This is a genomic window from Vibrio sp. DNB22_10_4 (assembly GCF_052879755.1).
On record NZ_JBNNXW010000005.1, the window covers coordinates 26,120 to 51,590 of the forward strand.

At 43.9% G+C, this 25,471-nt stretch carries 24 protein-coding genes; 12 read left to right on the forward strand and 12 right to left on the reverse strand.

Going from position 1 to position 25,471, the window contains the following annotated elements; genetic code table 11:
• Positions 1 to 69: 69 nt before the first annotated feature.
• The 7 genes from pyrF to ACVA6Q_RS14095 form a co-directional block, all read right to left on the reverse strand.
• A complete protein-coding gene (pyrF, locus tag ACVA6Q_RS14065) occupies positions 70 to 765 on the reverse strand; it encodes an orotidine-5'-phosphate decarboxylase (protein ID WP_353498314.1) in 696 nt (231 codons plus the stop codon).
• Positions 766 to 834: 69 nt separating this feature from the next.
• Positions 835 to 2,004 carry a lipopolysaccharide assembly protein LapB gene (gene lapB, locus ACVA6Q_RS14070; RefSeq protein ID WP_353498313.1) on the reverse strand — a complete coding sequence of 390 codons (1,170 nt, stop codon included), beginning with the start codon at positions 2,002 to 2,004 and terminating at the stop codon, positions 835 to 837.
• Positions 2,005 to 2,034: 30 nt separating this feature from the next.
• Complete coding sequence (locus tag ACVA6Q_RS14075; protein WP_112461991.1) at positions 2,035 to 2,316, reverse strand: LapA family protein; 282 nt, start codon at positions 2,314 to 2,316, stop codon at positions 2,035 to 2,037.
• 207 nt (positions 2,317 to 2,523) lie between these two features.
• Complete coding sequence (ihfB, locus tag ACVA6Q_RS14080) at positions 2,524 to 2,808, reverse strand: integration host factor subunit beta (RefSeq protein ID WP_237484779.1); 285 nt, start codon at positions 2,806 to 2,808, stop codon at positions 2,524 to 2,526.
• 195 nt (positions 2,809 to 3,003) lie between these two features.
• Complete coding sequence (gene rpsA, locus ACVA6Q_RS14085; RefSeq protein ID WP_353498312.1) at positions 3,004 to 4,674, reverse strand: 30S ribosomal protein S1; 1,671 nt, start codon at positions 4,672 to 4,674, stop codon at positions 3,004 to 3,006.
• Positions 4,675 to 4,794: 120 nt separating this feature from the next.
• Positions 4,795 to 5,475: a (d)CMP kinase gene (gene cmk / locus ACVA6Q_RS14090; protein WP_112478152.1), complete on the reverse strand. Its 681-nt coding sequence runs from the start codon at positions 5,473 to 5,475 to the stop codon at positions 4,795 to 4,797.
• A 658-nt stretch (positions 5,476 to 6,133) separates the two neighbouring features.
• The gene (locus ACVA6Q_RS14095) at positions 6,134 to 6,709 is read right to left on the reverse strand and encodes a hypothetical protein (protein ID WP_446647919.1); all 576 of its coding nucleotides are present in this window, start codon (positions 6,707 to 6,709) and stop codon (positions 6,134 to 6,136) included.
• Positions 6,710 to 7,250: 541 nt separating this feature from the next.
• Between ACVA6Q_RS14095 and ACVA6Q_RS14100 the strand changes: the two genes are divergently transcribed.
• From ACVA6Q_RS14100 to ACVA6Q_RS14115, 4 genes are all read left to right on the forward strand, one after another.
• On the forward strand, positions 7,251 to 7,487 hold the full coding sequence (locus ACVA6Q_RS14100; RefSeq protein ID WP_446647920.1) for an HTH-like domain-containing protein: 237 nt from the start codon (positions 7,251 to 7,253) through the stop codon (positions 7,485 to 7,487).
• Between the two features lie 8 nt (positions 7,488 to 7,495).
• Positions 7,496 to 10,570, forward strand: a complete 3,075-nt coding sequence (locus tag ACVA6Q_RS14105) for a TrlF family AAA-like ATPase (protein ID WP_446647921.1) — start codon at positions 7,496 to 7,498, stop codon at positions 10,568 to 10,570.
• 209 nt (positions 10,571 to 10,779) lie between these two features.
• Complete coding sequence (locus ACVA6Q_RS14110) at positions 10,780 to 11,988, forward strand: HEPN/Toprim-associated domain-containing protein (protein WP_446647922.1); 1,209 nt, start codon at positions 10,780 to 10,782, stop codon at positions 11,986 to 11,988.
• A gap of 1,486 nt (positions 11,989 to 13,474) precedes the next feature.
• A complete protein-coding gene (locus ACVA6Q_RS14115) occupies positions 13,475 to 14,515 on the forward strand; it encodes a polysaccharide lyase family 7 protein (RefSeq protein ID WP_446647923.1) in 1,041 nt (346 codons plus the stop codon).
• 66 nt (positions 14,516 to 14,581) lie between these two features.
• On the opposite strand, the gene ACVA6Q_RS14120 is transcribed toward ACVA6Q_RS14115, so the two are convergent.
• Both ACVA6Q_RS14120 and msrB read right to left on the reverse strand, forming a co-directional pair.
• Positions 14,582 to 15,145 carry a hypothetical protein gene (locus tag ACVA6Q_RS14120; protein WP_353498308.1) on the reverse strand — a complete coding sequence of 188 codons (564 nt, stop codon included), beginning with the start codon at positions 15,143 to 15,145 and terminating at the stop codon, positions 14,582 to 14,584.
• A gap of 203 nt (positions 15,146 to 15,348) precedes the next feature.
• Complete coding sequence (gene msrB / locus ACVA6Q_RS14125) at positions 15,349 to 15,771, reverse strand: peptide-methionine (R)-S-oxide reductase MsrB (RefSeq protein WP_353498307.1); 423 nt, start codon at positions 15,769 to 15,771, stop codon at positions 15,349 to 15,351.
• 338 nt (positions 15,772 to 16,109) lie between these two features.
• Here msrB and gap point away from each other — a divergent pair, with 338 nt between their 5' ends.
• The 6 genes from gap to ACVA6Q_RS14155 all read left to right on the forward strand — a co-directional run bounded on the left by gap (position 16,110) and on the right by ACVA6Q_RS14155 (position 22,610).
• Positions 16,110 to 17,105, forward strand: a complete 996-nt coding sequence (gene gap / locus ACVA6Q_RS14130) for a type I glyceraldehyde-3-phosphate dehydrogenase (protein ID WP_446647924.1) — start codon at positions 16,110 to 16,112, stop codon at positions 17,103 to 17,105.
• Positions 17,106 to 17,243: 138 nt separating this feature from the next.
• Positions 17,244 to 18,128 carry a D-hexose-6-phosphate mutarotase gene (locus tag ACVA6Q_RS14135; protein WP_353498306.1) on the forward strand — a complete coding sequence of 295 codons (885 nt, stop codon included), beginning with the start codon at positions 17,244 to 17,246 and terminating at the stop codon, positions 18,126 to 18,128.
• Between the two features lie 88 nt (positions 18,129 to 18,216).
• Entirely contained in the window at positions 18,217 to 19,035 is an 819-nt protein-coding gene (gene rlmA, locus ACVA6Q_RS14140; RefSeq protein ID WP_446647925.1) for a 23S rRNA (guanine(745)-N(1))-methyltransferase, read from the forward strand.
• Between the two features lie 126 nt (positions 19,036 to 19,161).
• Entirely contained in the window at positions 19,162 to 20,106 is a 945-nt protein-coding gene (locus ACVA6Q_RS14145; protein WP_446647926.1) for a ChaN family lipoprotein, read from the forward strand.
• Positions 20,107 to 20,254: 148 nt separating this feature from the next.
• A complete protein-coding gene (locus ACVA6Q_RS14150; RefSeq protein WP_446647927.1) occupies positions 20,255 to 20,641 on the forward strand; it encodes a hypothetical protein in 387 nt (128 codons plus the stop codon).
• Positions 20,642 to 20,735: 94 nt separating this feature from the next.
• Positions 20,736 to 22,610, forward strand: coding sequence for a BCCT family transporter (locus ACVA6Q_RS14155; protein ID WP_353498302.1), 1,875 nt, complete (start codon positions 20,736 to 20,738; stop codon positions 22,608 to 22,610).
• 77 nt (positions 22,611 to 22,687) lie between these two features.
• Here ACVA6Q_RS14155 and ACVA6Q_RS14160 read toward each other — a convergent pair whose 3' ends face one another.
• Positions 22,688 to 23,125, reverse strand: coding sequence for a YcgN family cysteine cluster protein (locus ACVA6Q_RS14160; protein WP_112461964.1), 438 nt, complete (start codon positions 23,123 to 23,125; stop codon positions 22,688 to 22,690).
• A 137-nt stretch (positions 23,126 to 23,262) separates the two neighbouring features.
• Here ACVA6Q_RS14160 and ACVA6Q_RS14165 point away from each other — a divergent pair, with 137 nt between their 5' ends.
• Positions 23,263 to 23,511: a YkgJ family cysteine cluster protein gene (locus ACVA6Q_RS14165; protein WP_446648067.1), complete on the forward strand. Its 249-nt coding sequence runs from the start codon at positions 23,263 to 23,265 to the stop codon at positions 23,509 to 23,511.
• Between the two features lie 84 nt (positions 23,512 to 23,595).
• A complete protein-coding gene (aqpZ, locus tag ACVA6Q_RS14170) occupies positions 23,596 to 24,309 on the forward strand; it encodes an aquaporin Z (protein ID WP_446647928.1) in 714 nt (237 codons plus the stop codon).
• A gap of 121 nt (positions 24,310 to 24,430) precedes the next feature.
• Here aqpZ and recR read toward each other — a convergent pair whose 3' ends face one another.
• Positions 24,431 to 25,030 carry a recombination mediator RecR gene (gene recR / locus ACVA6Q_RS14175; RefSeq protein ID WP_446647929.1) on the reverse strand — a complete coding sequence of 200 codons (600 nt, stop codon included), beginning with the start codon at positions 25,028 to 25,030 and terminating at the stop codon, positions 24,431 to 24,433.
• A 23-nt stretch (positions 25,031 to 25,053) separates the two neighbouring features.
• Positions 25,054 to 25,383, reverse strand: a complete 330-nt coding sequence (locus tag ACVA6Q_RS14180) for a YbaB/EbfC family nucleoid-associated protein (protein ID WP_042474318.1) — start codon at positions 25,381 to 25,383, stop codon at positions 25,054 to 25,056.
• Between the last annotated feature and the right edge of the window lie 88 nt (positions 25,384 to 25,471).

Sequence of the window (25,471 nt, forward strand, 5' to 3'; positions counted from 1 at the left end):
GTTAAGCTCTGGCATTTTTAGTTTTACTCTATCGATTAACGTAGAGAGGCATTTAACCTAGAGAGGTGATTAGCTTAGAGAAGCATTGATCTCAGCAAGAACCTTAGCAGGATCCTCAGCTTGAGTGATTGGGCGGCCAATCACGAGATAGTCAGAACCGGCTTGGATTGCCATATCTGGCGTCATGATACGCTTTTGATCGCCCACTGCAGCGCCTGCAGGGCGAATACCTGGCGTCACCAACTTGAACTCTGTACCTAGCTCTGTTTTAAGCATGCTTGCTTCTTGCGCCGAACAAACCACACCATCAAGGCCGGCATTCTTTGTTAGATTCGCTAAGCGAAGTACTTGTTCTTGAGGTGCTACATCAATACCGATACCCGCTAGATCAGACTGCTCCATGCTAGTCAGCACCGTTACACCAATCAGTAACGGACGATCTTTACCGTAAGGCTCTAAGATCTCGCGAGATGCTGTCATCATGCGCTCGCCGCCACCAGCGTGAACGTTTACCATCCAAACACCCATTTCCGCTGCAGCGCGAACGGCTTTCGAGCAGGTGTTAGGAATGTCATGAAACTTAAGATCTAGAAATACTGAGAAGCCACGCTTGTGCAGCTCTCGAACGAACTCAGGACCAAATAGTGTGAACATCTCTTTGCCCACCTTCAGTCGGCAAGAACTTGGGTCAATTCTATCGACAAAAGCTAATGCATCGGCTTGGTTATCATAATCCAGTGCAACAATCACTTTTTGGTCAATCATTTTCGCTCCTCGTTTTACTCAAAAAAAGCAGCACCTAAGTGCTGCATTACAAATCTGTTCTGGTCTTGGCTACTCGCCGTCCAACCCTCGAATGGGCTTGATCGTACCCCATCCCTTACATGAAGGACAATGCCAATATAATGAATGCGTTGAGAAACCACATTTACGACATCGATAATGCGGCTTTGTCTTTAGCTGCTCACCTACCAGCGATTGCAACGTCGTCAAACTCTCTTTCGCTCTGCCTTCTTCAGCGTTGGCAAGGTGATAATCCATCAAACGATAGAAGCCCTTCATTGTAGGGCTGCGCACCAACTGCCTCGTTAATAGCGCTTGTGCGGCCTCTGTGCCGTCATGCTGGGCAACAAGCTGGGCAAGCATCAATTCTGCAGAGACCCCAGCCCCTTTATCGATGCTGGCTCTTAGAAACTCGACCAAACCTTGTTCTTGGCCAAGGTGGTGATAGCACTCTGCTAAAGTAGGTAAAACTTCACTAATAAAATCTTTATCTTGCTCGAGCACCGACTCCATGTAGGAAATGGTTTTTGGATAATCTTCGTCTTCAAGACAGAGTTTACCCAATGAAATACTCGCTCGAGTACAACGAGGATCCACGGCCAGTGCTTTCTTAAAGTTCTGAATGGCCTTGTTGGTATTGCCATCGGCCTTCTCGATCATGGCAAGCTCACACCAAAAGTGGGCGATACTGTTTCTAATACGCTTTTTGCCCATTTTCAGCAGCGCATTCGCAACCTCGATCGCCTTATGCCACTCACTCGTTTGCTGATAGATAGCAAGCAGCTGAGTTAATGCTGCTTCGCGATGTTCGGGCTCATCGACCAGTTGAACAAAGATCTTCTCTGCTCGGTCTAGAAAACCAGACACCATGTAGTCTTTTGCTAGCTGCTGCAAAGCGAGGTTTTTCTGATCGATGGTAAGTCCTGATCGAGAAATGAGGTTTTGGTGAATACGGATAGCACGGTCAACTTCACCGCGAGAACGGAATAGGTTGCCGAGAGCAAGGTGGGTATCAATCGTTTCGTTGTCGACCTGAAGAAGCTCAATAAAGTGATCGACCGCTTTGTCTGACTGATCTGACAACAATAGGTTAAGGCCCGTCATGTATTGACGAGAGATCTGATGCGATTGCTCTTGGCGATCATGCTTAGCACTGCGCTGACCCATGTACCAACCGTAGGCCGCCGCGATAGGCAAAAGCAAGAATAATAGCTCAAGCATTAATTAAATCGACCTTAACCCTTTATCTCATTAATTGCTGGTAGTCGCGACTTCTTTTGATTCAGAAGGCGTCTGTTTAGCCAGCTGCTTCTTTAGCTTACGCACTGTCATTTGAGACTTCAGGTGTAAGCTACCAAAAATTAACCAAGCAACCACGAAGCCAACCACGAATACACTGCCTAGCAGCGTCGAGAGATGGAAGTCACCTTGCGCTAACAAGTAGTTGAAGGTTACCACTTCCTGGTTTTGAGAACCCAGAGCTAGGGTTACCAGGAACAATGCGATGAGTACAATTATTTTTAGAATCTTCATATGCTCGTGCCATAGTTATTGGATAGCTCGATTATGCAGGAATTTGCCTCAGCGCACCATGGTCTAAGGCAATTATCTTGATAATCTAAGTGATATTTAGAGCAACTAGCCTATTCTTTATCCAAGCAATTGAAGCTCATCAAAGCCGCTCGCCTAAACGTAAAACGGCACACTAAAAAAGTATGCCGTTTCATCAAGATAGAAGCTCTATAGACTTTCGTTCACACGCTCACGAAGCTCTTTACCTGGCTTAAAGTGTGGTACGTACTTACCTTCTAGCTCCACTTTATCGCCTGTTTTAGGATTACGCCCAACTCGTGGCTCACGGTAGTGAAGCGAGAAACTACCAAAACCGCGGATCTCAATACGATCCCCACTTTCCAGTGTAGAGGCCATATGTTCCAAAATATCTTTTACCGCATCTTCAATTTCCTTTGCGGATAAGTGAGTTTGCTCCGCGCAGAGTCTTTCTATCAGTTCAGACTTAGTCATAGGTAGTTACCCTCGTTACTCTTAATCTTTAGTGTCTCTATCTTCGATGTCTCATACTACAGCGGACAGCGGTCTACATATATTCTACATCAACAATGCACTAACTGCCTGTATAAATTGATAATAGTCTAAATTTCGCAAAGATAAAAACAAAAAAAAGGAGCCTTACGGCTCCTTTTTCACTAATGGCGTAAATTATTCGCCTTTAGCAGCTTTGAATGCATCAGCCATAGCATTACCGAACGCGCCTTCTTCTTGCTTGTTCAGTGAAGCCATTGCTTCTTGCTCGTCAGCTTCATCTTTAGCTTTGATAGATAGGTTGATTACGCGGTTCTTACGGTCAACACCGGTGAACTTCGCTTCAACGCTGTCGCCAACGCTTAGGATTAGAGACGCATCTTCGATACGGTCACGTGATACTTCAGAAGCGCGGATGTAACCTTCTACACCTTCTTCTAGCTCGATAGTAGCACCTTTAGCATCAACTGCAGTAACAGTACCGTTTACTAGAGTACCTTTCTTAGTGTCTGCAACGTAAGCATTGAATGGGTCATTTTCCATTTGCTTAACGCCTAGAGAGATACGCTCACGCTCAGCGTCTACTGCTAGAACAACTGCAGAGATCTCGTCACCTTTCTTGTACTCACGAACTGCTTCTTCACCAGCAACATTCCAAGAAATGTCAGATAGGTGAACTAGACCGTCGATGCCGCCTTCTAGACCGATGAAGATACCAAAGTCAGTGATAGACTTGATCTTACCAGTAACTTTGTCGCCCTTAGCTTGCATTTCAGCGAATGACTGCCATGGGTTAGCTTTACACTGTTTCAGACCTAGAGAGATACGACGACGTTCTTCGTCGATATCAAGAACCATAACCTCAACTTCGTCGCCAACATTAACAACTTTAGATGGGTGGATGTTCTTGTTAGTCCAATCCATTTCTGAAACGTGTACTAGACCTTCAACGCCTTCTTCGATTTCAACGAAGCAGCCGTAGTCAGTTAGGTTAGTAACACGACCAGTTAGCTTGTGACCTTCTGGGTAACGCTTAGCAATTGCTACCCATGGATCTTCGCCTAGTTGCTTAAGACCTAGTGATACGCGAGTACGCTCACGGTCGAACTTAAGAACTTTAACTAGGATCTCGTCACCAACGTTAACGATCTCAGATGGGTGCTTAACGCGCTTCCACGCCATGTCAGTGATGTGTAGAAGACCATCAACACCGCCAAGGTCAACGAATGCACCGTAGTCAGTAAGGTTCTTAACGATACCTTTAACTTCAGTACCTTCTTGTAGAGTTTCAAGAAGTTCGTCACGCTCAACACTGTTTTCAGATTCGATAACAGCACGACGAGAAACAACAACGTTGTTACGCTTCTGGTCTAGCTTGATAACTTTGAACTCTAGCTCTTTGTTTTCTAGGTGAGCAGTGTCACGGATAGGACGTACGTCAACAAGAGAACCAGGAAGGAAAGCACGGATACCGTTTAGTTCAACAGTGAAACCGCCTTTAACTTTACCGTTGATGATACCAACAACAGTTTCAGCTTCTTCGTAAGCTTTCTCAAGAACGATCCAAGCTTCGTGACGCTTCGCTTTCTCACGAGAAAGTTGAGTTTCACCGAAACCGTCTTCAACAGCGTCTAGAGCTACGTCAACTTCAGCGCCAACTTCAACTTCAAGTTCGCCAGCAGCGTTCTTGAACTGTTCAGCAGGGATAGCAGACTCAGACTTAAGACCAGCGTCAACAAGAACGTAACCGTTCTCGATAGCTACTACAGTACCTTTAACGATGCTGCCTTGTTGGAATTCTGTTTCGTTTAGAAACTCTTCAAAGAGTTGAGCAAAAGATTCAGTCATTATTTAATCTTCAATAAGTAAACGTCCATGGGCATCCTACCGCATGGGGTTGATAATTTAGTCGGTCATCATCCTTGCGACCAACAGCTCAAAGCCCACCAAGTCAGTGCCTATTAAAGGCTACTTAGTGAGTTTAGATTCGATATATTGTAGCGCTTTTTCCAACACTTGCTCGATGTTTAGCGAGGTTGAATCTAGCACAAGAGCGTCATCAGCCGGACGAAGAGGGGCAACCGCTCGGTTGCGATCTCGGTAGTCTCGTTCTTCGATCTCGCTCAAAAGGTCGTCAAATCTAACATCTAAACCCTTTAGTTGCAACTGCTTAAAACGCCTTTGCGCTCTTTCCTGCGCACTTGCGTCTAAGAAGATTTTTACAGGTGCTTCAGGAAAAACCACTGTGCCCATATCACGGCCATCAGCAACCAATCCAGGTTCAATGTTAAATGCACGTTGACGACGCAATAATGCTTCACGTACGCGTGGCAGTGCCGCTATTTTGGAAGCTGCATTGCCGGTTTCTTCTTTACGAAGCTCGCCAGACACATCTTCCCCTTCCAGAATCACTTTTACCAGTTCGCCTTCAGCAACAAACTGCACATCTAGATGCATCGCTAGCGGTACCAAAGCATCTTCTGATTCTAGATCTACTCCGTGGTGAATCGCCGCTAATGCTAAAACACGGTAAATAGCCCCTGAATCCAGCAAGTGATAGCCTAATTTTTCAGCCAACAGCATACACAGTGTGCCTTTACCAGCACCACTTGGTCCATCCACAGTAATCACTGGTGTGTTTAAGGACATGTTCTACTCCACGTTGTCACATTATTGTTGTTAATTTTACGGCGCAGAATTATATACCCTATAGCCTTAAGTTGCTATGTCTTTGCTAGTTTGACTCTATGTTCTCATGCAATCTATTGATTACTGAGACCATCCTATAAGCAAAACACTTCGGTAGCGCCGCTCAGCCACGTCGAGCTGCAAAGTGTACCCACTATAGTCACCTTTTTGGTACTGCTCCGACAAATGACACAAACTATAGAGTCCCCCACAAGCGCCTAGATTGCCTAGCAACATATCGAGAAACACAAATTCCGTTTTTGAGGTGATGATGGATGATAGCTGGTTAACATTACTGTAAGAAGGCCATGAAGTTGGGTCACTCTCGGTTGAATCAAGTCTAAAAGGGGCTGAATCGCCAACTAATTTTTGCCCCGTAATGCGTTTAGACTCAAAGTTAAAGCCAAGATGTTCACGTAACTTTGATAAAAATAAAGTTATGATTTCGAAATGCTAGATCTTGTTCCGTGTGTTCTTTTGTATGTAGAGAGACGATAGCACTGATTTGTATGGTGTGATTGTAGAGAAGACTGTTTACAGGAAAATCACATTTTTAATCTTAATTTTAGGGCGAGTCTGGTTAAACTTTCAGTAAGAAGTTTATTTTATTATTGAAGTCTTAGGGTTGGCTCGGATTAATACAGCTTGGTATCCAAGCTGCTGACTTTCTCAATGTAGACTTGTGATCGTTAATCCATACGAGCGCTTTAACGTAAACATATCCATTAGGGTTTGGTAACGCAAATATATCAATCGTATCTAAAATCACTTCAGATGGCATGAGCTTGTCGTTCGACAATGACTTTAAATTGAATTCCGATTCACTAGCCTTAAGATAAAGAAACTGATTTTCGTTTGGTTCATATTGAATGTAGGTGTAAGTCTCTTTTTCTTTTAGCTCTGGATAATCACCCCAGTAAGCCAGTACTTCAACATTGCCAATATCAGCACTTCTAATACTCTGATTCTCAAGTTGAACAGTGATTTTATATAGGCATGATTTTTTAGGTTCAAACCATTGACCTTCAATAGATACATCCGAGTCTACGTTAGTCTTCATACTCGGAATAACAGTGAAAATAAAAACAGATAGAGCCCAAGTGGCAGCTACTAAAATAGCAAGTATTTGGAGAGATACGCTAATTGCCTCTAACTTGGGTTTTGCTGTCACCAACCTTGACATTACCTCTCTCACGCATAATCCCTTACATGAATGAATGTGTATCTAAGTATATATCTCTATGCCACTTTGCCAAATCCCACTCCCAGATATGCCTAACTAGTTCCTTACTTCAGGAAGTGACCATTTAATTCGATGTGTCCTGGCTGAGTGAATTTGGGAGCTTGATTAGAGGTTTCCAATACCCGAGGTTGTCCATGAGACTCTAAATTGAGGAAGCGACTGCCAAGGTTTTGTCCAGAGACGTGCCGAAGGGGCATGTAACGCAGAAATGCCCCTTTATCAGTTAGAGCTTTAGCTCATACTCCATTCTTTGCTCTAAATCTTCCATAATTTATCTAATGGCACAGCATAACTTTTGAACTGGTCAACATTCGAAAGCTTGATGCTATTTGCCTCCCTTTCATAACAAATAGCTCTAACCGACTAGTTAGTCGCAATCTACAACCCCATGAATTGTCGCATAAAGATTTGGGTGTAGTGATCCATCTCCGATTTATAATTAGCTAATTTTGCTAAGTTAGCTATCCATTCAGTTGCACACTATGAGCTACAAATGAAAGAAGATATTTTTTTGGCAATACGCAAAGCGATTGATTGCGCTCCACGTAATCAGTTTATGGCTGAATTGCATCTTCAAATGATCAAGTACGCAGACGACCTTCACGACATTACGGCCAAGGAGTTTTGCCAAGAAGTCGAACTCAAGCCAAGTTATGGTACTGAATTCAGCAAGATGAGAAACCTTACAAATCGCTTGAAACAAGCGGGTTTAGATGTAACCAAAATTTAGGATAAGAAATGGCTAGTAGTAAATACCCTCGCGGCTCAGAATGGCGTAAGTGGGATCTACATATTCACACTCCAGCTTCCTTTCATTGGGAAGGTCAAAAGTTTAATGCAGATCCAAACTCGCCTGAAAACACTCGGCTTATCGATGAAATGATCAGTGCTCTGAATGCAGCAGAACCAGCGGCATTCGCAATAATGGATTACTGGACTTTTGATGGCTGGTTCGCATTGAAAAAACGCTTAACGCAACCTGGAGCCCCAAAACTAGAAAAGACGGTTTTTCCAGGCATTGAGTTAAGGTTAGTTGCTCCAATGGATGGACGACTAAATGCTCATGTTCTGTTCTCCAATGAAATAGATGATCAAGTCCTACATGATTTTCGAGCTGGACTGAATATTGCGCTTATCGACCGTCCTCTATCTGATTACTCGTTAAAATGCCTAGCTCGCCATGTAGGTGAAGACTTACTTAAGCAAAAAGGGTTCAGCAAGGAAGATGTTGATAGCAATGATGATACTGCTTTAAAAGCTGGTTCAACTATTGCGGAAATCTCTTGTGAAAGTTATAAGCAGGCAATACGTAATGTCCCTAACCAAAAGGCTCTCGGCTTTATGCCATTTAACACAAATGATGGTTTGGCTGACGTTAAGTGGCAAGATCATTATGCCTACGTTCTTGGTTTATTTGATACATCACCGATTTTTGAAACTAGAACCCCCGACCTCTGGGCAGCCTTTGCTGCGGTAGAAACAGATACAAATAAAAAGTGGATTCGTGATTTCCAACGTGCATTAAGCAATCTACCAAGACTTGCTGTTTCAGGTAGTGATGCTCATAGGTTTACAGGTGAGCCTGGAAACAATGATCGCAGGGGATATGGTGACTATCCGTCAGGAAAAGCAACGTGGATAAAAGCGAACCCAACATTTGAAGGGTTAAAGCAAGCGATAAAAGAACCAGCAAAGCGATCATTTATTGGTGCAACTCCTCCAAAACGACAGCTAGTAAGTGAAAACAGAAGTCGTTTCATTGAAAAGCTAGAAGTCAACAAAGCGGTTGGAACATCACTTATTGATTCCTGGCTTGACCAAACTGAATTACACCTAAACCATGATTTAGTAGCGATTATAGGCAATAAAGGCAGTGGTAAAAGCGCATTAGCAGATATTGCCGCATTACTTGGTAACTCCAAACAAAGCCACCATTTCTCTTTTTTAAAAGAAAATCGATTCAGAGGAAAAACTGGTGAGCCAGCAAGTCACTTCAATACAAAAGTAACATGGGGTGATGGAAAGGAACTTGAGAAAAATCTAAATGAAAATCCAGCAACTGAAAATGTTGAACTTGTAAAGTATATCCCCCAAGGTCATTTTGAAGAACTATGTAATGCACATGTATCAGGCCAGTCAGATGCATTCGAGAAAGAGTTAAGATCTGTAATTTTCTCACATGCTGATGATTCTATTCGTTTAGGTTCTCATGACTTTGACCAGCTTATTGAAAAGCAAGAAAGTTCACTTCGAAGCAAGCTAGAAAGCTACCGCAGCGCATTACACAAGGTAAATGAACAGATAGCTTACCTTGAGAGTCAAATGACAGATGAAGCGCGGAAAATTCTCGAAGAGCTATTAGCTCAAAAGCAGAGGCTACTGGACGAACTGACAAAGGTTAAACCAGAAGAGGTTCCCGAACCAACAAGCGAGCTCACTATTGAACAACAAAAAGTAGTAGAGAAGCTTGCATCGATCGGCCAGGAACTAGAAAAGTTACAACAACAGCATGAATTAAATCGAGAAGAGCTAACAAAGCTGGCTGCAAAGAAAAAAGCATGTAAGAACATCGGAGCAGGCTTTGAAATAGTCAAGAGCGCAGTAAGTCAATTTACTTCTGAGTTTAGCTCTGACGTCCTGCTTCTGGGCTTGAATGTCGAAAAGTTGATTAAGTTAGAAATTGATGAAAAAGTAATTTCAGATTTAGAAGCAGCCTGTGTCAATCGAGATAAAGAACTAAAAGAAAGTCAATTATCTCTTGATACTAATAAGCAATCTCTTACTGATAAGAAAACTCCATTAAACGCACAATTAAATGCGCCACAGCAAGCGTTTCAGCAATATAAAGAGCAGCTTAAGGTTTGGGAAGAAAAGAAAACGGCACTATTAGGAACCAAGGATGAACCAGACTCACTTGAGGGTGTTAAACATAGAAAAGCCCAACTCGATCAACTTCCGAGTAAAAGACAGGAGCTACTTGGACAACGACTGGGATTAACCCGTCAAATATTCAGAGCTATTGATGAGCAAAAATCGAATCGCGAGGCACTTTTTGGGCCAGTTCAATCTCTCATTCAGAGTAACGCTCTGATCCGTGATGAATATAAATTACAGTTTAGGGCTGAGCTGAGTAGTACAACGGATCAAATTTCGAACAAATTATTCTCCATCGTAAAACAAGCATCGGGAGAATTTAGAGGTGAGTCCGAGAGCCTGTCAGTAATCAAAGAGCTAATGGATAGGCACGATCTAGATAACGAAGATTCTCTTATCAACTTTATTCAGGAGTTACACCGAAAACTAGAAGATGCGTCTAAAAATCCAACTGGCATAGCATCTTTGCTGCGTAAAGATCGTTCATCAAATGAAGTTTATGACCTCATATTTGGCCTAAGTTACCTTGAACCGAGGTACACATTGATGTTCCAAGGTGCGCATATTGGTCAGCTGTCACCAGGCCAAAGAGGCGCATTACTGTTGATCTTCTATCTACTTGTGGATAAAGGCAATACTCCCATTATCTTAGATCAACCAGAAGAAAACTTAGATAATGAAACAATTGTTAGCTTACTTGTTCCTGTCTTAACAGAAGCAAAACAAAAGCGACAGATCATTATGGTTACACACAATCCAAACCTCGCCGTCGTCTGCGATGCAGAGCAGATAATTCACTGCGAGTTTGACCGAACAAATGGCCATAACATCACATATACACCAGGGGCTATTGAGTGCAGCATAATCAACAACAAAGTGGTTGATGTGCTTGAAGGTACGATGCCTGCATTCGATAACCGTAGAATGAAGTACATGTAAGTCTATATATAACCAGCCTATCAGAAGTATTCTGGTAGGCTGGAATACATGAAACTGCTGATATATGTAAGTAAGGATTGACCTGAGATGGCAATTTACAATCACTATAGAACATTACTAATCTGGATTAGAATGCGGGTTTCAGCTTAAGTAGCTATGAGCTGGTTAGTCAATAACGTAAGTATAAATGAAGGGTGGTTTAGGGAGTTATGTCTACATGGGCAGGGGTTGAGCTAGGTGATTACACCATTGATGAATGGCAGAACACATATCATAAGTGGCTTTTCAATGATTCTGAACGGTTCAGGGAAGTAGCCAAGGATAGCCAATTCATAGGCTACCGAATGGAGGCCGATAAACTTAAGCGCAGACTCGAGTTGCTTGGAGTAAACCAGCAGTCAGTAGAACTTGAGCTCAATGAGCATAAGGCGCTTTGGGTCGAGCAGTTAAAAAGCCTATTGCAAACACTTGGAGATGACACCAGAGAAAGTCTACCTGACTATCATCTCTATCTAGATGGCCTTCAGAAATGCTCTTTAGATAGTTGGCTGAAGCTCCTCCCTATTGCTAATCGTGTTTGTCGATTAGTGCATAATTATGAAACCCCTTTGAAAATTAGAATTCGGGGTATTCAAGTTTCGTTAACAGACGCAGAGCGAAACCTGCTGAAGTTCATGTGCTCTGATTATGACGAATTCCCTCATTACACCAGCGGAGGTTATCATTTCCCTTGTAAATCAATAGATAGTTACGCATGGGCCATACTTCAGCTAGTAGAACCTGACTCTGTCTGTGAGTTAGATATATCAGGCTTAATAGACAGTGGTTGGGTAGATGATTTTGAAGATTTAGCTGAATACCAGGCGGGACAAACCAAGTTCCATGAAAGAGCGAAAGCAGAAGCATCTGAAATAACAAAACTAAGTGAGTCCGATGGGGGCAACCACGTTTTGCAGCGCCTTTCATACAGCGGGCTAATAACGATACTTGAAGCCTATTTGTCTGATGTGGCGAAAAGACAAGTGCTAAATAAAGATGTTATTAAGAGAAGGTTTGTTGAGAGGTTTGAGCCTTTTGGGAGAAGTCAAAAAAGTTTCAAAATCACAGAGCTTTACTCCAAAATAGAGCAGCTAGACAAATTAATCATTGAGTGCATCGACAGTCAGTCATTTCATAGTGTTAAAACGATTAATGCTTTTTTCACCTCAGTTTTACTGATAAACCTCTCCAACCATTTGCTACAAAGACTATCTGAAGCTGTGGACACTCGTCATGATATTGTTCACCGTGCGGGTAAAACAAGGGAAGGTGAGCCGATCGAAGTTACTCTTCAATCTGTTCAAAAGCTATCAGGTTTGGTTCTTGAGGTGATGGCTTCGGTAGATGAACAGATTGTAGATGGGTTGCTGTATGATTAATAAGTGAATAGCCACCAAATTGATAGCACATTTTAGATTAACTGCCTAAGTTGTTACGAGTGGGACTTTGCCAAACCTCAATTAATCCGTAATCTGCTAATTTAGCAAACGTTGTAACTCACAAGTGTCAATAACCTTCACAGATGGTACTTCGTAACTCAGAAGTGCCCTAAACCTTCACAGAACCTGCAAACGGTACACCTGAGCAGTACACCAATAGACCAAGTTAATCTAATCTGTACTTTGTTCTCTTATACGAAATTTTTCCGTAATTCGACCCCGCAACTATACTCCGATTCATATAACAGGATGATACCAGTTGAGTTTAATAATAAATGGCAGCAACATAGACGGAAAAAGTCCGTCTATAAAGCGTTATACGAGCCTGGTTGGACATAACCTTCCCAGGGCATTGCACCTTTGTTATCTTGAATTATTTGAAGCACTAATTAGTATGAAAAATAGTAAGTATAGAGCAATGTTTGCGAAGGTAAGGTTGCTTATATCATTGTTTAGTAGACTAAAAAATCGATGCTCATATATGTTGAAATAAAAACTGTATGAACGATAAAACAGTAATAAACAATGATCAAATGCTTTTATTTTTCTATCAAGGTAATTGGATTTAGAGTCATCAAATATTGTTCTTTGGTGTTGTGCAAAAAAGAAAGGAAGTAAGAACAAGTAAAATAGGACGTATTGAAATATATCTGCCAAAATAAGCTCCTCTTATTGGTAATTATTAATTTTGTGAAATTCAGACGTAGAAATGCCCTCGCAAACAATCTGCGCAGTTCATCTTGGTATAGTTGAATTCGTTTTATTCAGATAAACGTAGTTCTCGCTATAATCGGCAGCGCAGTACTAGAGGTTCGATTGAATTAATGATCGGAAAGTACCGAATAGGATAATAAGACTCGGTATAGTTCTTATTATATCAGGTGTTGATAACCATTCTCAACTAAATCGTATAATAAAGCGTTTAAGACGGATTCCCAACGCTTGGTAGTGTCGGTTTGATTCAGCTGTAGTGTTTGCGGCACAATGATTTATCTCAGGTGGTAGCGTTGCTCACCACTTAACGTGGCGTTACTTTTCCATACGTGGACTAATCCGTTACATTCTAATTTAGTAATGTAACTGACTCAGTTTTGTCCAAAAATGAGCTAGACACCATGCAAGCTACTAAACAGCACCTCTATAAACTTAGGAGTACGCGTTCGGTTTATTCCGCATCAAGTGCGTAATGACGGTGCACTAGCAAGCTGAACCAATATAAAGGTAGCTAACCTAGTCCACTTTAGTGTTCAACCAATGCCCCACCCGATTAAACACAAAATTTCCTGCCAAATCACAGTTTGCGGCTTTATCTCACAAAGCAATTACCAAAGTACTCAATATTTCGTTCCAGTCACACTTTTGTAATACAATAATATAGTAACATCCTAAGCATACCCATTAATGATTGCTTACCAAAGGAACGATAATGAGATCATTGCACCTCACTCTACTTGCCACCAGTATTATTGCTGGTTCTGCTATTGCGGCTACTGAGTCTCCACTTGCAACCCAATACAACCTTGACCCTAACAAAGCGCCGTCACAAAACTTCGATATGACTAACTGGAAAATTAATTTACCAGTACTCACTACCGAAGGACCACGCAAAGGTAAGACACTTGAGATAGCAAAAGAGCAACTTGGTGATACTAAGACACCTTATGTACATCCGGAGTGGTTCTATACGGACAAAGAGTCTGGCGCGGTTGTTTTTGTGGCACCGAACGATGCACCAACCACACCCAACAGTAAAAATACACGAAGTGAGTTGCGCGCTATGCTTGCAACTGATTACGGAGAGCCAAGCAATAACTTTGTTATCGCCTCACATCCAAATGCCTCTGAATATGGTGCGATTGGCGGTGAGTTAAAGGCGACACTATCAGTTGATCAAGTAAGTGAAAGCGGTAAATACAGTCATAACGGTGCATTTGGTGTTGTGATTGGCCAGATCCATGCGGCTAAAAATGAGCCTCTTAAAATCGTCTATCGTAAGCTCCCTGAACATGAACACGGTTCATTGGTATGGAACTACGAGTTGAACCCAACCAAAGATCTTCAAAACGCGAAAGATGAGAACGGCAAAAAGCTGAGAAAAGACATTCGCCACAACGTATTCGGTGAATACAACTTGCGACAAGGATCTGTCGATCCAAAAGAGGGTATCAAACTTGGTGAAATCTTCTCATTCAGTGTGAACGTTGAAGGCGATATGATGCACCTTACGTTTACCAAGAACCCGGGTACGGATAACGAAATCGTCAAAACTTTCGATGTTGATCTAAAAGCGGGTAACTACCAAGGCCACGACATTGACCAAGGTTACGGAAATACGTGGATGTATTTCAAAGCGGGCGCATACAACCAGTGTAATACGAAGAAAAGCAGCGCCTCTTGTGAGTGGCGCGGAATGGATGCAGGTGACTATGTTAAAGCAAGCTTCTACCAGTTAGAGCTAAATCAATAAACCCTAGCCGTTAAACAAACAAAGGGAGCTCAGTTGAGCTCCCTTTGTTTTTATCTGATCGAGCATTTAGAAGCTGTAGCGAACGCCAATGCCTGCGCCAATGCCTAACTTAAGGTCACTATTGTCAAACATCAGGCTCGGGGTTAACTGTGCGTAGCCATCCCAGTTTCTTGCGAACGGAAGTTCAACGCCAAGCGCAATGCGTGGACCAAATTTGTCAGAGCGTTTGATTTGACCACCAACACCTGCATACCAATTAAAAGGCACATCGCCACCAAAACTGCCACGATTAAAGATGTAATCTGCAGCAATGCCATCGTTACCAACCGCAAAGTTAATCGTATTGTTGATCTGACCAACAATGCTTAGCCCTTGATCTAGACCCATACCAAGTTTGAATCCTGAATTACCACCACGGCGAGATGACGAGCCAGAACTTGACTTAGATTTTTGCGTAGATGCAGTCTGTTTCGTTGCAGGCTGCTTTGATGTTGATGCGGAAGATGGCGCTGCTGCTTGATCCTCTTCTACGATTTGCCACTGCTCTTCGCCACCAGCGGTCGTGTTTGCAAAAGAAGGGCTCATAAATAACGCTGCAACAAGGGCAACGATAAACGGTGTGTTTTTCATACTGGTGTTCTTGTGTTTGCTGCTCTTGCTTAATGCAAAGAGCTTATGAATGTAATGTTGGGCGCATTCTAGAAGCTCACGCTTTTACAATGTCATCATAGAGCAAAAATAGAGCAAGAATGGCTTCAGGAATCGTTGGGTGTGGTAAACACCCAACGACGCGAACAGATAAGACAGATATGAAAGAATGGTACAGCTAGTGACTAATTTACGGAGTCTTGATCAGTTTTGTTGAAAATTAACGACACTGAGTTGACGCAAAAGCGCTGCCCTGTAGTTTGAGGCCCGTCTTCAAATACATGGCCTAAATGACTGTCGCAAGCACTGCAGCGTATTTCAACACGTGTCATACCGTGACTGTGATCGTCTATATAACGAATCGCGGACTCACTGACAGGCTCATCAAAGCTTGGCCACCCACACCCTGAGTCATACTTGTTTTCTGAGCGAAACAGTTCGGCCTGACAACAGGTACAGTGGTATAGCCCTGTGTCCTTATTATGAAGTAGTGTCCCGGTAAATGGAGCCTCGGTACCTTGTTGGCGACAAACACGATACTGCTCATCGGTTAGCGTCTCACGCCAGTGTTGGTCTGGCTTGGCTCTATTTTTGTTTTCCCCAGTCATCTCCTTTACACCCTCTTTTTTATTGTCTACATTTTAATCAGCGCACACTTATTACGTGTAATAAACTTGGTTGTAGCACATTGTTGTCAATTACCCACCAAAGTGTGTCTAACATGTTAACTCACCTTGTCCCCAAGGTTAAATACATCAAGCAAATCATTACAGAGTCACGAGCTAAGTTCAAAAAAACGTCATTTAATACCGAATGTTAAGAAAAGCGACACTTTTTTTTGACTTTAGACAAATTAATTCCGATTATCTATTGAAGTTAGTGACTGGATTCTGTAATTTTACTACCAGTTATCTTTAAACAGAAATTAAGTTGTGGAGCAACTATAATGACTATCAAAGTAGGTATTAACGGTTTTGGCCGTATCGGTCGTTTCGTATTTCGTGCAGCGCAAGAGCGCAACGACATCGAAGTAGTAGGTATTAACGATCTAATCGACGTTGAGTACATGGCATACATGCTTAAGTACGATTCAACTCACGGCCGTTTCAACGGTACTGTTGAAGTTGAAGGCGGTAACCTAATCGTTAACGGCAAAACTGTACGTGTAACTGCAGAGCGCAACCCAGAAGACCTAAAATGGGACGCAATCGGTGTTGACGTTGTTGCTGAAGCAACTGGTCTTTTCCTAACTGACGAGACTGCACGTAAGCACATCACTGCTGGCGCGAAGAAAGTTGTACTAACTGGTCCTTCTAAAGACGCTACTCCAATGTTCGTAATGGGCGTTAACCAAGACACTTACGCTGGTCAAGACATCGTTTCTAACGCTTCTTGTACTACTAACTGTCTAGCGCCTATCGCTAAAGTTCTTAACGACGAGTTCGGTATCGAATCTGGTCTTATGACTACAGTTCACGCTACTACAGCTACTCAAAAAACTGTAGACGGTCCTTCTGCTAAAGACTGGCGCGGTGGTCGTGGTGCTTCTCAGAACATCATCCCATCTTCAACTGGTGCTGCTAAAGCTGTAGGCGTTGTTCTTCCAGAACTAAACGGCAAACTAACTGGTATGGCTTTCCGCGTACCAACTGCTAACGTTTCTGTAGTTGACCTAACTGTTAACCTTAAGAACGGTGCATCTTACGAAGCTATCTGTGCAGCTATGAAAGCAGCATCTGAAGGCGCTCTTAAAGGTGTTCTAGGTTACACTGAAGACCAAGTTGTTTCTCAAGACTTCATCGGTGAAGTTCAAACTTCAGTATTCGATGCTAAAGCTGGTATCGCTCTAACTGACAACTTCGTTAAAGTTGTATCTTGGTACGACAACGAAATCGGTTACTCAAACAAAGTTCTAGACCTAGTAGCTCACATCTCTAAGTAATGTAAGCTTTTAGCTGAATATTTGTAATAAAGGCGACTCATAGGGTCGCCTTTTTAGTATCTGTTTCTGGGTCCAATCGACACCTGGGAGCTATCCCCTCTCCCTAGGAACCAGAGACTTAACCTAGGAAGTTACACTATGGATTTGTCTGTTTTACCTACCCTGACCGCTCTCTCTGACTATGTCACTATCGCTCAAATTGGTGACAATAAAGTGGTTCGCGTTCTTCACCCTAAAGCTTCAGCTGCCATCTCTCTACACGGTGGCCATGTCATTTCATTTAAGCCAGCAGGCCAAGAAGATCTGATTTGGATGAGCAAAGACGCCATCTTTGACAACAAAGCGGCACTGCGCGGTGGTATTCCAATTTGTTGGCCTTGGTTTGGCCGAGTAGCAGCACCGGCTCACGGTTTTGCGCGCAACAGTACTTGGGAGCTCATTGAGCACCGCGAAAATGAACAAGGTGTAATTGTTAGCCTTGGCCTGACCGACACTGACGCTACCCGTGATATCTGGCCACATAAATTCCAATTGGTCTTAAACGTGGAAGTGAGCGATTCATTAAATGTGTCGCTAAACATCACCAACACTGACACCACTTCGTGGCGTTTCTCTGGCGCTCTGCACACCTACCTCAATCTAGGTGACATCGAGAAGATGGAAGTGACTGGCATGGGCTCTAGCTACATTGATGGCTTACTTGATGGCAAAATGTGTGAAGGCCAAGAGGTGCTTACCCTTTCCGATACCATCGACCGCGTTTACACAGCTCCATCTGATGAAATCGTACTGCATGACAATGCATTCGATCGCAAGCTGGCAGTATGCAATAGCGGCGACAACTCAGCAGTACTTTGGAACCCTTGGAAACAAGGTGCGGAATCTATGGGTGACATGAACAATGACGGCTACCTCAGCATGTTCTGTATTGAGTCAACACTTCATGCTGACTCGCTGGAAGCTGGCAAAGAGCTTGCACCCGGTGAAAGCCACCAATTAGCGACACAGATTTTCATCAAGTAATCTGCCAACCTGAAGGAATTCAGCCGACTGAATTGCTTCCCTTCCTTGATATGGTTAGACTTACGAAAATTTTCGTCGAGTCTAACCTATGTCTTATCAATGCCCTCTGTGTCAGCAGCCACTCGCTCTAGACGAGCGCAGTTATCGCTGTAGCAATAATCACCAGTTCGACAAAGCCAAAGAAGGTTATGTCAATCTTATGCCTGTGCAACACAAGCGCTCAAAAGATCCAGGTGACAATAAAGAGATGATGCAGGCAAGGCGCACATTCCTAGCACACGACTTCTATGCTCCCATGAGAGATAAAGTCGCCGACATATTGGGTTCATCTTTAACCGTAACTAAAGGCAATATCCTTGATATCGGTTGTGGCGAAGGGTACTACACCAGCTACTTTGCCGAGGAGCTGACAGGCGATAATCCCGACTTTACCGTCTATGGCCTCGATATTTCCAAAGTCGCGGTTCGCTACGGTTCTAAGCGCTACGACAAGGTTAACTTTTGCGTTGCCTCTAGTCATAAGCTACCTTTTTCTGAAGAGAGTCTTGCCGCGGTGATTCGTATTTATGCGCCGTGCAAACATGACGAGCTGAGCCGCTGTATCGAAGCTGACGGACTGATGATTACGGTCACGCCAGGCAGTCATCACTTATATGAGCTTCGCGAACTTATCTATCAAGATGTGAGACTTCACGATGAAGCTGCTGAAGTGATTGAAGGTTTTGACCTAGTTTCTGAGGCTAAGCTCGACTACACAATGAACCTTAACGGCCAGCAAGCGTATGACCTTTTGCAAATGACACCATTTGCTTGGAAAGCTAGCCAAGAGCTAAGAGAGAAGCTGCAACAGACCGAGCACTTCGACTGTCGTGCCGATTTTATGGTAAGAGTATATCGCAAGAGTTAAAACCAAAACGCCAATTGGTAATGATATTAATTTTCAATTGCATTGAGTCAGGCGCGGTTCTCGTTTACCATAGTACTTCCAAGATAGCCTTCCATTGAAGGCTATTTTTTATTAAAGAGAGTCCCTATGAAAGCTTACCCTATCGCCCTGTCACTCGCTCTGCTCGCCGGTTGTAGCAGCGCACCTTCAAATGACCTGTCCAAGCCAGCTCAATCCGTTAATTCCTTCTACGATTATCAGCTGTATTCTCCACAAGGCTTAGCGGTTTCGCTTTCATCATTACCGGTCGACCTAACAAGTGCCGATGTTATCCTCATTGGAGAGTGGCATACGCACAGTGGCGTGCATCGCTTTCAGACCGATCTTCTAAAACAGCTTGTAAACAACAATGCCAAGCTTGCGCTTTCGATGGAACAGTTCACTCGAGATAAGCAGCCTATTGTCGATCAATATTTGAAATCAGAAATTGGCGAACAAATGCTGATACGCGAAGGAAACGCGTGGCCAAACTATGAAAGCGATTATCGACCGCTTGTGGAACTTGCTAAGCAAAACCAACTCGATATCATTGCCAGTAATGCACCTAAGAGCTTTGTTCGCTGTATAGGGCGTGAAGGACTTAACTACTTAGAAAAGTTGGACAGTAATGAGCGAACTTTAGTTGCAAAGCGCATTGATACCTCCTCTTCAGCCTACAAAGACAAGTTCATGGCCTCAATGCACCATGGCGATAGTGAGCAAACTGAGCGCCAATATGCCGCTCAGTTGACGTGGGACGCTACCATGGCGGAGAGCATCGTTGACTACATCAACCAGCACCCAGGTACGCAAGTCATGCACATTGCTGGTAAGTTTCACACCGAAGACGCTCTCGGAACAGCAGCGCAAATACAAGCTCTAGCACCTAATCTTAACATCGCCGTCATTACTCCAGTCACTGATATAACCAGTGACTCAAGAGATTTTCAGCTCTCGGTTCTCGCGCCACCGGTTCGATATGTGCAAAAAGAGAACCAAATGCAAGCCTATAAGCACCTACATAAACGTAGTGACACGCTCACCTGTGACTAGCGCGTTTGAAGCAATAAGTCCGCTTTTTGGCGTACTTATTGCTTAGCTATCAATGATAAACAGGTTCTATGTCTCACCTAGAGAAATTTTTATAAAGATTTTGCCATGAATGACGACATAGTAATTGATAGCACAAATGGAGATAGCTATGCAGAGCGTCAATTCCGGCATGTCTGCGCCAACCAATCAACTTGGCAGTGCCGCAGCAAACACCATCAAACAGGCAGAATCTAGTGGCAATACTTTGCCGACACCGCAAGGTGAACGTGGTGGCGACAGTGTCTCTATCTCACCGCAAGCAAAAGCGCTATTTGAACAAGAAAAGTCAGCAACGCCAAAGCCTAACAATGCCGATAAAGCAACGGATAAAGATGAAGACGATGGCATGGGTAAGACGGTAACCTCTTTTGCACATGGTGCACTAGGCATGGATCACCCTGACGATCTCGAAGAGCAAAAAGATTCGTCCTACTCGGCGGGTCAGTATGCATCTGCAGCCATCACCGTTGGGGCGTTAATACTCGCCTTGGTATAAAACAACGCTCTTTTGTTGTCACGATAGATAACCAGATTTGAGCGTGTGATGTTATTCAAATGATAATGATGTTATTTGACTTAGAAAACATCGCATGGAACGTTATTTTAAACTCATCGATAAGCCAACCTTTTTTGGCGCTATCGCACTTTTACTCGCTGTTATCATTCCGCTGATCCTGTTCCCAGAGCAAGGCGCTGATATCATTGCGCAAGCAAAACTGATTATGACCGACAAGTTCGGTTTCCTTTATCTAGCACTTGGCCTTGCTGCCCTCTTCTTCATGATATTCATCATTTTTAGCGATATTGGCCAAATCAAACTAGGTGACCCTGACGAAGCGCCGGAGTTTAAGACCTCATCTTGGGCTGCCATGCTGTTTTGTGGCGGCATCGGTGCCAGTATTCTTTATTGGGGTTGTATTGAATGGGCATATTACTACCAATCACCACCATTTCAACTAGAGCCAGGCAGTGAAGAAGCAATCCGCTGGGCAGCAACCTACGGCATCTTCCACTGGGGACCGATTGCTTGGGCAATTTACCTGATCCCAGCACTGCCTATCGCCTACTTCTTCTATGTTCGTAAGCAACCTGCCCTTAAGGTATCGAGCGCATTGATTCCAGTCATTGGCGAAAAGCATACCAATGGCGCGTTAGGTAAGCTTATTGATGTTCTGTTTATTTTTGGTCTTCTTGGCGGCGCAGCAACAACTTTGGGTCTGGCGGCACCGCTTATCAGTGAAGGTCTGAGTGTTCTGTTTGGCTTACCACAAACGACTTATACCCAAATTGGTGTGCTAGCTATCTGTACTGCGATTTTTGCTTACTCTTCTTTCGCGGGTATGGAAAAAGGCATCAAGATCCTCAGCAACATCAACTTCTGGGGTGCGATGCTATTGCTCGCTATCGTTTTGCTGCTGGGTCCAACCATTTTCATTCTAGAGACTGGCCTAGACTCAATCGGCCGCATGATGTCAAACTTCTTTGTAATGGCAACATGGGCAGAGCCTTTCGGAGGCTACGGCAGTTTCGATGACACCCATTTCCCACAAGACTGGACTATTTTCTATTGGGCGTGGTGGCTAGTATTTGCACCAAGTATGGGTCTGTTTGTAGCCAGAATTTCGAGAGGACGCACTATCAAGCAAATGGTCGCAGGTTCACTATTCTTTGGTTCATGTGGCTGCTTCTTGTTCTTTATTATCCTAGGCAACTACGGCTTATCGCTGCAGCTTTCTGGGCAACTCGACATTGTCAGTATTTTGAATGAACACGGCGCGACCAAAGCCATCTTCTCGATGCTTTCAGAGCTGCCATTCTCTTGGTTCATCATTCTGCTGTTCACGCTACTTTGCATTATCTTTACCGCAACCACGTTCGACTCCATCTCTTATATTCTGGCGTCTGTGGTGCAAAAAGATGTGACTCAAGAACCTATGCGTTGGAACCGTCTATTCTGGGCATTCACGCTAAGCTTTATGCCTGCGGTACTGATGTTCCTAGGTGGACTAAGTACACTGCAAACTGCTGCCATTGTTGGTGGTCTGCCACTACTTGGTATTGCTGTCATGCTGATGATTTCCGCAGTGAAAGCAACGACGCTGGATATTCGTCACCAAGAAGATTACGTCGAACCAACCATCAATATTGAAGACCTACCTGAGTTTGATCCTTGGTCTCATGAAGGCGTTGCGCTTGCGAACTTTGAGAAGTGCCGAGACGTTGCACAAGTCGCTGCCGATGAAGAGCGTGCGGCAATGCAGACGCTGTTTAAAGTGAAAAAACGCATCCGCGCCTACGCTCTTGAACATTCTGGGGACGAAAGCAAGGCGATCCCTGAAGAGCTTCAACAGCTGCTTGAAGAAGCACTCAGTGCTCTCACTGAAGCACAAGAACACAAAGAGCAATCATCGCTAGCGGCACAAGACGCTCGCTCACGCTTTACCGAAGTGTGTGCTGGCGCTTAAATGAGCGATGACTAAAAACCAAAAAAGCAGGCTATCTAAGCCTGCTTTTTTACTGGATGAAACCTTACTGCCAATAACTAGCGCGAAGGATGGTTGATGATATGGTCTTCCCAATCAACAACATCAATTTCATACACCACTTTGTTACGAACGCTTTCACCTGCCGCGTGCATCGCTGACTTAGAGCCAGTAATCAGAGGATGCCACTCTGGGATCGATTTCCCTTCCGAAAGCAAACGGTAAGAGCAGGTTTCTGGTAACCAGTTGAATTCACTAATTTTATCGCGTGTTAACTTCAAGCACTCTTCGCCTGATTCAAAGCGATTCGGGTAGTCTTTGCACGAGCACGTTTTGCTGTTGAGCCAACTGCAAGCTACGTTGGTGTAGTAGACTTCATCGCTATCTTCATCCATGAGTTTATGCAGGCAACATTTACCGCAACCGTCACATAGAGATTCCCATTGTGATTCGCTCATTTCTTCAAGTGGCGTGGTTTCCCAAAACGCATTGCTCATTCGTGTTACCCTTTTCATCATTGGAGGCGTTTTATACCTCTAGAGGCTAAAAACTGCAAGCATTGATGCATGATTCACATATGTACAATTCTAGCGCATCTGGTAAACTCGCCGCCTTCATTATCGAGGGTGTTAAGATGGATTGTCGATTAGGCTGCGGTGCGTGTTGTATCGCCCCAAGTATTTCTTCTGCTATTCCAGGCATGCCAAAAGGCAAGCCAAGCGGCGAGCGCTGCATTCAACTTGATGACAACAACCTTTGCAAACTGTTTGGAAAACCCGAGCGCCCTAAAGTTTGTCTGAGTTTCAAAGCTTGTCCAGACGTCTGTGGTGACAGTGATCGTGTCGCTATGGACAATATCTTTGAGCTCGAAAGGCTCACATAACCGGTTTTATCCGTTGTTTTAAAGCTAATTTCCATCCGAGATTCGCGATTTTCACCAAATAGACTATTGTCAGATAAACCTCCCATGCACAAGGTATCTGAAATGAACAAGTATTTGGCAGAGTTGTTTGGCACATTTTGGTTAGTACTTGGCGGCTGTGGCAGTGCAGTATTAGCGGCAGCCTTCCCCGATGTTGGTATTGGCTTACTCGGCGTATCCTTCGCCTTCGGTTTAACCGTCTTAACCATGGCCTTTGCCATCGGACACATTTCTGGTTGCCACCTAAATCCCGCAGTGAGCATTGGTTTATGGGCTGGTGGGCGTTTCGAAACGAAAGAGCTAGTGCCGTACATCGTGGCTCAAGTCATTGGTGGCGTTTTGGCTGGCGGCGTGCTGTATGTTATCGCTTCCGGGCAAGCGGGCTTTGATGCGGTAAGCTCAGGTTTTGCTTCCAATGGCTATGGCGCACACTCTCCAGGACAATACTCTCTCACCTCAGCACTGGTCACCGAAGTAGTGATGACAGCCATGTTCCTGCTGGTCATTATGGGTGCTACCGACAGTAGAGCACCACAAGGTTTCGCTCCGATTGCCATTGGTCTTTGTTTAACCCTTATCCACCTCATTAGTATTCCGGTCACCAATACCTCGGTTAACCCCGCCAGAAGTACCGGTGTTGCATTGTATGTCGGAGATTGGGCAGTGGCGCAGCTTTGGCTATTTTGGGTCGCGCCTATTGTCGGTGCCATCATAGGTGCCTGGATCTATCGCTCCCTTATTAGCAATAACAGTGAATAAGCTGGCTTACAGAATCAAGATAAGATGAAGTTCACCTAAATAGCAGATACAGAAAAGGCGCGATAATTCGCGCCTTTTTATATAGAGTCGTTTGCACAATTGCTTAGATCTTTTGAATGGTTTAGATCTTTTGTCGCCCCATAAGAGAGTGCGACAGGGTTGTGCCATCAACAAGTTCAAGCTCACCACCTACCGGAACGCCATGAGCGATGCGGCTAGCTGACACTTGGTGTTCATGACAAAGCTCTGCAATGTAGTGTGCAGTGGCTTCACCTTCTACTGTCGGGTTAGTTGCAAGAATCACTTCTCCAATATCACCCTGTCGTAAACGGTAATCCAATACATCTAATCCAATATCGCTTGGTCCAATACCGTCTAATGGCGATAAGTGCCCCATCAGAACAAAGTAACGACCAGAAAACTGTCCGGTTGCTTCCACTGCTGCGATATCCGCAGGGCTTTCTACAACACACAGTTGACCATTTTCTTTGCGCTTTGGATTACTGCAAATATGGCAAATTTCTTCTTCAGTAAAGGTTCTACATTGCTGGCAGTGACCGATTTCAGTCATGGCACTTGAGAGTGCGTCCGCCAACTGTAAGCCACCTTTTCGGTCACGCTGTAACAAATGAAAGGCCATGCGTTGTGCAGACTTGGGACCAACCCCAGGTAAGCATCGCAAGGCCTCCATCAAATGCTCCAGCATATGGCTAGTTCGCATTAATTACGTCTCTAATCTTCCAATTAGAACGGCATTTTCATGCCAGGTGGAAGTTGCATACCACCTGTTACTGACGCCATTTTTTCCTTTTGAGTTTCCTCAACACGACGAGCTGCGTCGTTGAATGCTGCTGCAATCAAGTCTTCTAGCATCTCTTTATCGTCTTCCATTAGACTTTCGTCAATTTCAACACGACGTGTGCTGTGGCTACCAGTGATAGTCACCTTAACAAGGCCAGCACCAGACTCGCCAGTTACTTCCATGTTCGCGATTTCTTCTTGAAGCTTTTGCATGCGGTCTTGCATTTGCTGGGCTTGCTTCATCAGGTTGCCCATACCACCTTTACCAAACATAGGTTTCTCTCGGTTTATTCATGTTTCAATTAATAACATGGGGTCTCATTCATCAAATGCAACCCCTGCTCACCGACAATCCCTGTCC

Coding starts and splice junctions, on each gene's coding strand:
- ACVA6Q_RS14075 (WP_112461991.1), bottom strand. CDS start 2,316: ATGAAGATTCTAAAAATAATTGTACTCATCGCATTGTTCCTGGTAACC.
- ACVA6Q_RS14150 (WP_446647927.1), top strand. CDS start 20,255: ATGCAGAGCGTCAATTCCGGCATGTCTGCGCCAACCAATCAACTTGGC.
- rpsA (WP_353498312.1), bottom strand. CDS start 4,674: ATGACTGAATCTTTTGCTCAACTCTTTGAAGAGTTTCTAAACGAAACA.
- ACVA6Q_RS14165 (WP_446648067.1), top strand. CDS start 23,263: ATGGATTGTCGATTAGGCTGCGGTGCGTGTTGTATCGCCCCAAGTATT.
- ACVA6Q_RS14115 (WP_446647923.1), top strand. CDS start 13,475: ATGAGATCATTGCACCTCACTCTACTTGCCACCAGTATTATTGCTGGT.
- ACVA6Q_RS14155 (WP_353498302.1), top strand. CDS start 20,736: ATGGAACGTTATTTTAAACTCATCGATAAGCCAACCTTTTTTGGCGCT.
- pyrF (WP_353498314.1), bottom strand. CDS start 765: ATGATTGACCAAAAAGTGATTGTTGCACTGGATTATGATAACCAAGCC.
- ACVA6Q_RS14100 (WP_446647920.1), top strand. CDS start 7,251: ATGAAAGAAGATATTTTTTTGGCAATACGCAAAGCGATTGATTGCGCT.
- ACVA6Q_RS14105 (WP_446647921.1), top strand. CDS start 7,496: ATGGCTAGTAGTAAATACCCTCGCGGCTCAGAATGGCGTAAGTGGGAT.
- recR (WP_446647929.1), bottom strand. CDS start 25,030: ATGCGAACTAGCCATATGCTGGAGCATTTGATGGAGGCCTTGCGATGC.
- rlmA (WP_446647925.1), top strand. CDS start 18,217: ATGTCTTATCAATGCCCTCTGTGTCAGCAGCCACTCGCTCTAGACGAG.
- ACVA6Q_RS14110 (WP_446647922.1), top strand. CDS start 10,780: ATGTCTACATGGGCAGGGGTTGAGCTAGGTGATTACACCATTGATGAA.
- ihfB (WP_237484779.1), bottom strand. CDS start 2,808: ATGACTAAGTCTGAACTGATAGAAAGACTCTGCGCGGAGCAAACTCAC.
- lapB (WP_353498313.1), bottom strand. CDS start 2,004: ATGCTTGAGCTATTATTCTTGCTTTTGCCTATCGCGGCGGCCTACGGT.
- cmk (WP_112478152.1), bottom strand. CDS start 5,475: ATGTCCTTAAACACACCAGTGATTACTGTGGATGGACCAAGTGGTGCT.
- ACVA6Q_RS14120 (WP_353498308.1), bottom strand. CDS start 15,145: ATGAAAAACACACCGTTTATCGTTGCCCTTGTTGCAGCGTTATTTATG.
- msrB (WP_353498307.1), bottom strand. CDS start 15,771: ATGACTGGGGAAAACAAAAATAGAGCCAAGCCAGACCAACACTGGCGT.
- aqpZ (WP_446647928.1), top strand. CDS start 23,596: ATGCACAAGGTATCTGAAATGAACAAGTATTTGGCAGAGTTGTTTGGC.
- ACVA6Q_RS14160 (WP_112461964.1), bottom strand. CDS start 23,125: ATGAGCAATGCGTTTTGGGAAACCACGCCACTTGAAGAAATGAGCGAA.
- ACVA6Q_RS14145 (WP_446647926.1), top strand. CDS start 19,162: ATGAAAGCTTACCCTATCGCCCTGTCACTCGCTCTGCTCGCCGGTTGT.
- ACVA6Q_RS14180 (WP_042474318.1), bottom strand. CDS start 25,383: ATGTTTGGTAAAGGTGGTATGGGCAACCTGATGAAGCAAGCCCAGCAA.
- ACVA6Q_RS14135 (WP_353498306.1), top strand. CDS start 17,244: ATGGATTTGTCTGTTTTACCTACCCTGACCGCTCTCTCTGACTATGTC.
- gap (WP_446647924.1), top strand. CDS start 16,110: ATGACTATCAAAGTAGGTATTAACGGTTTTGGCCGTATCGGTCGTTTC.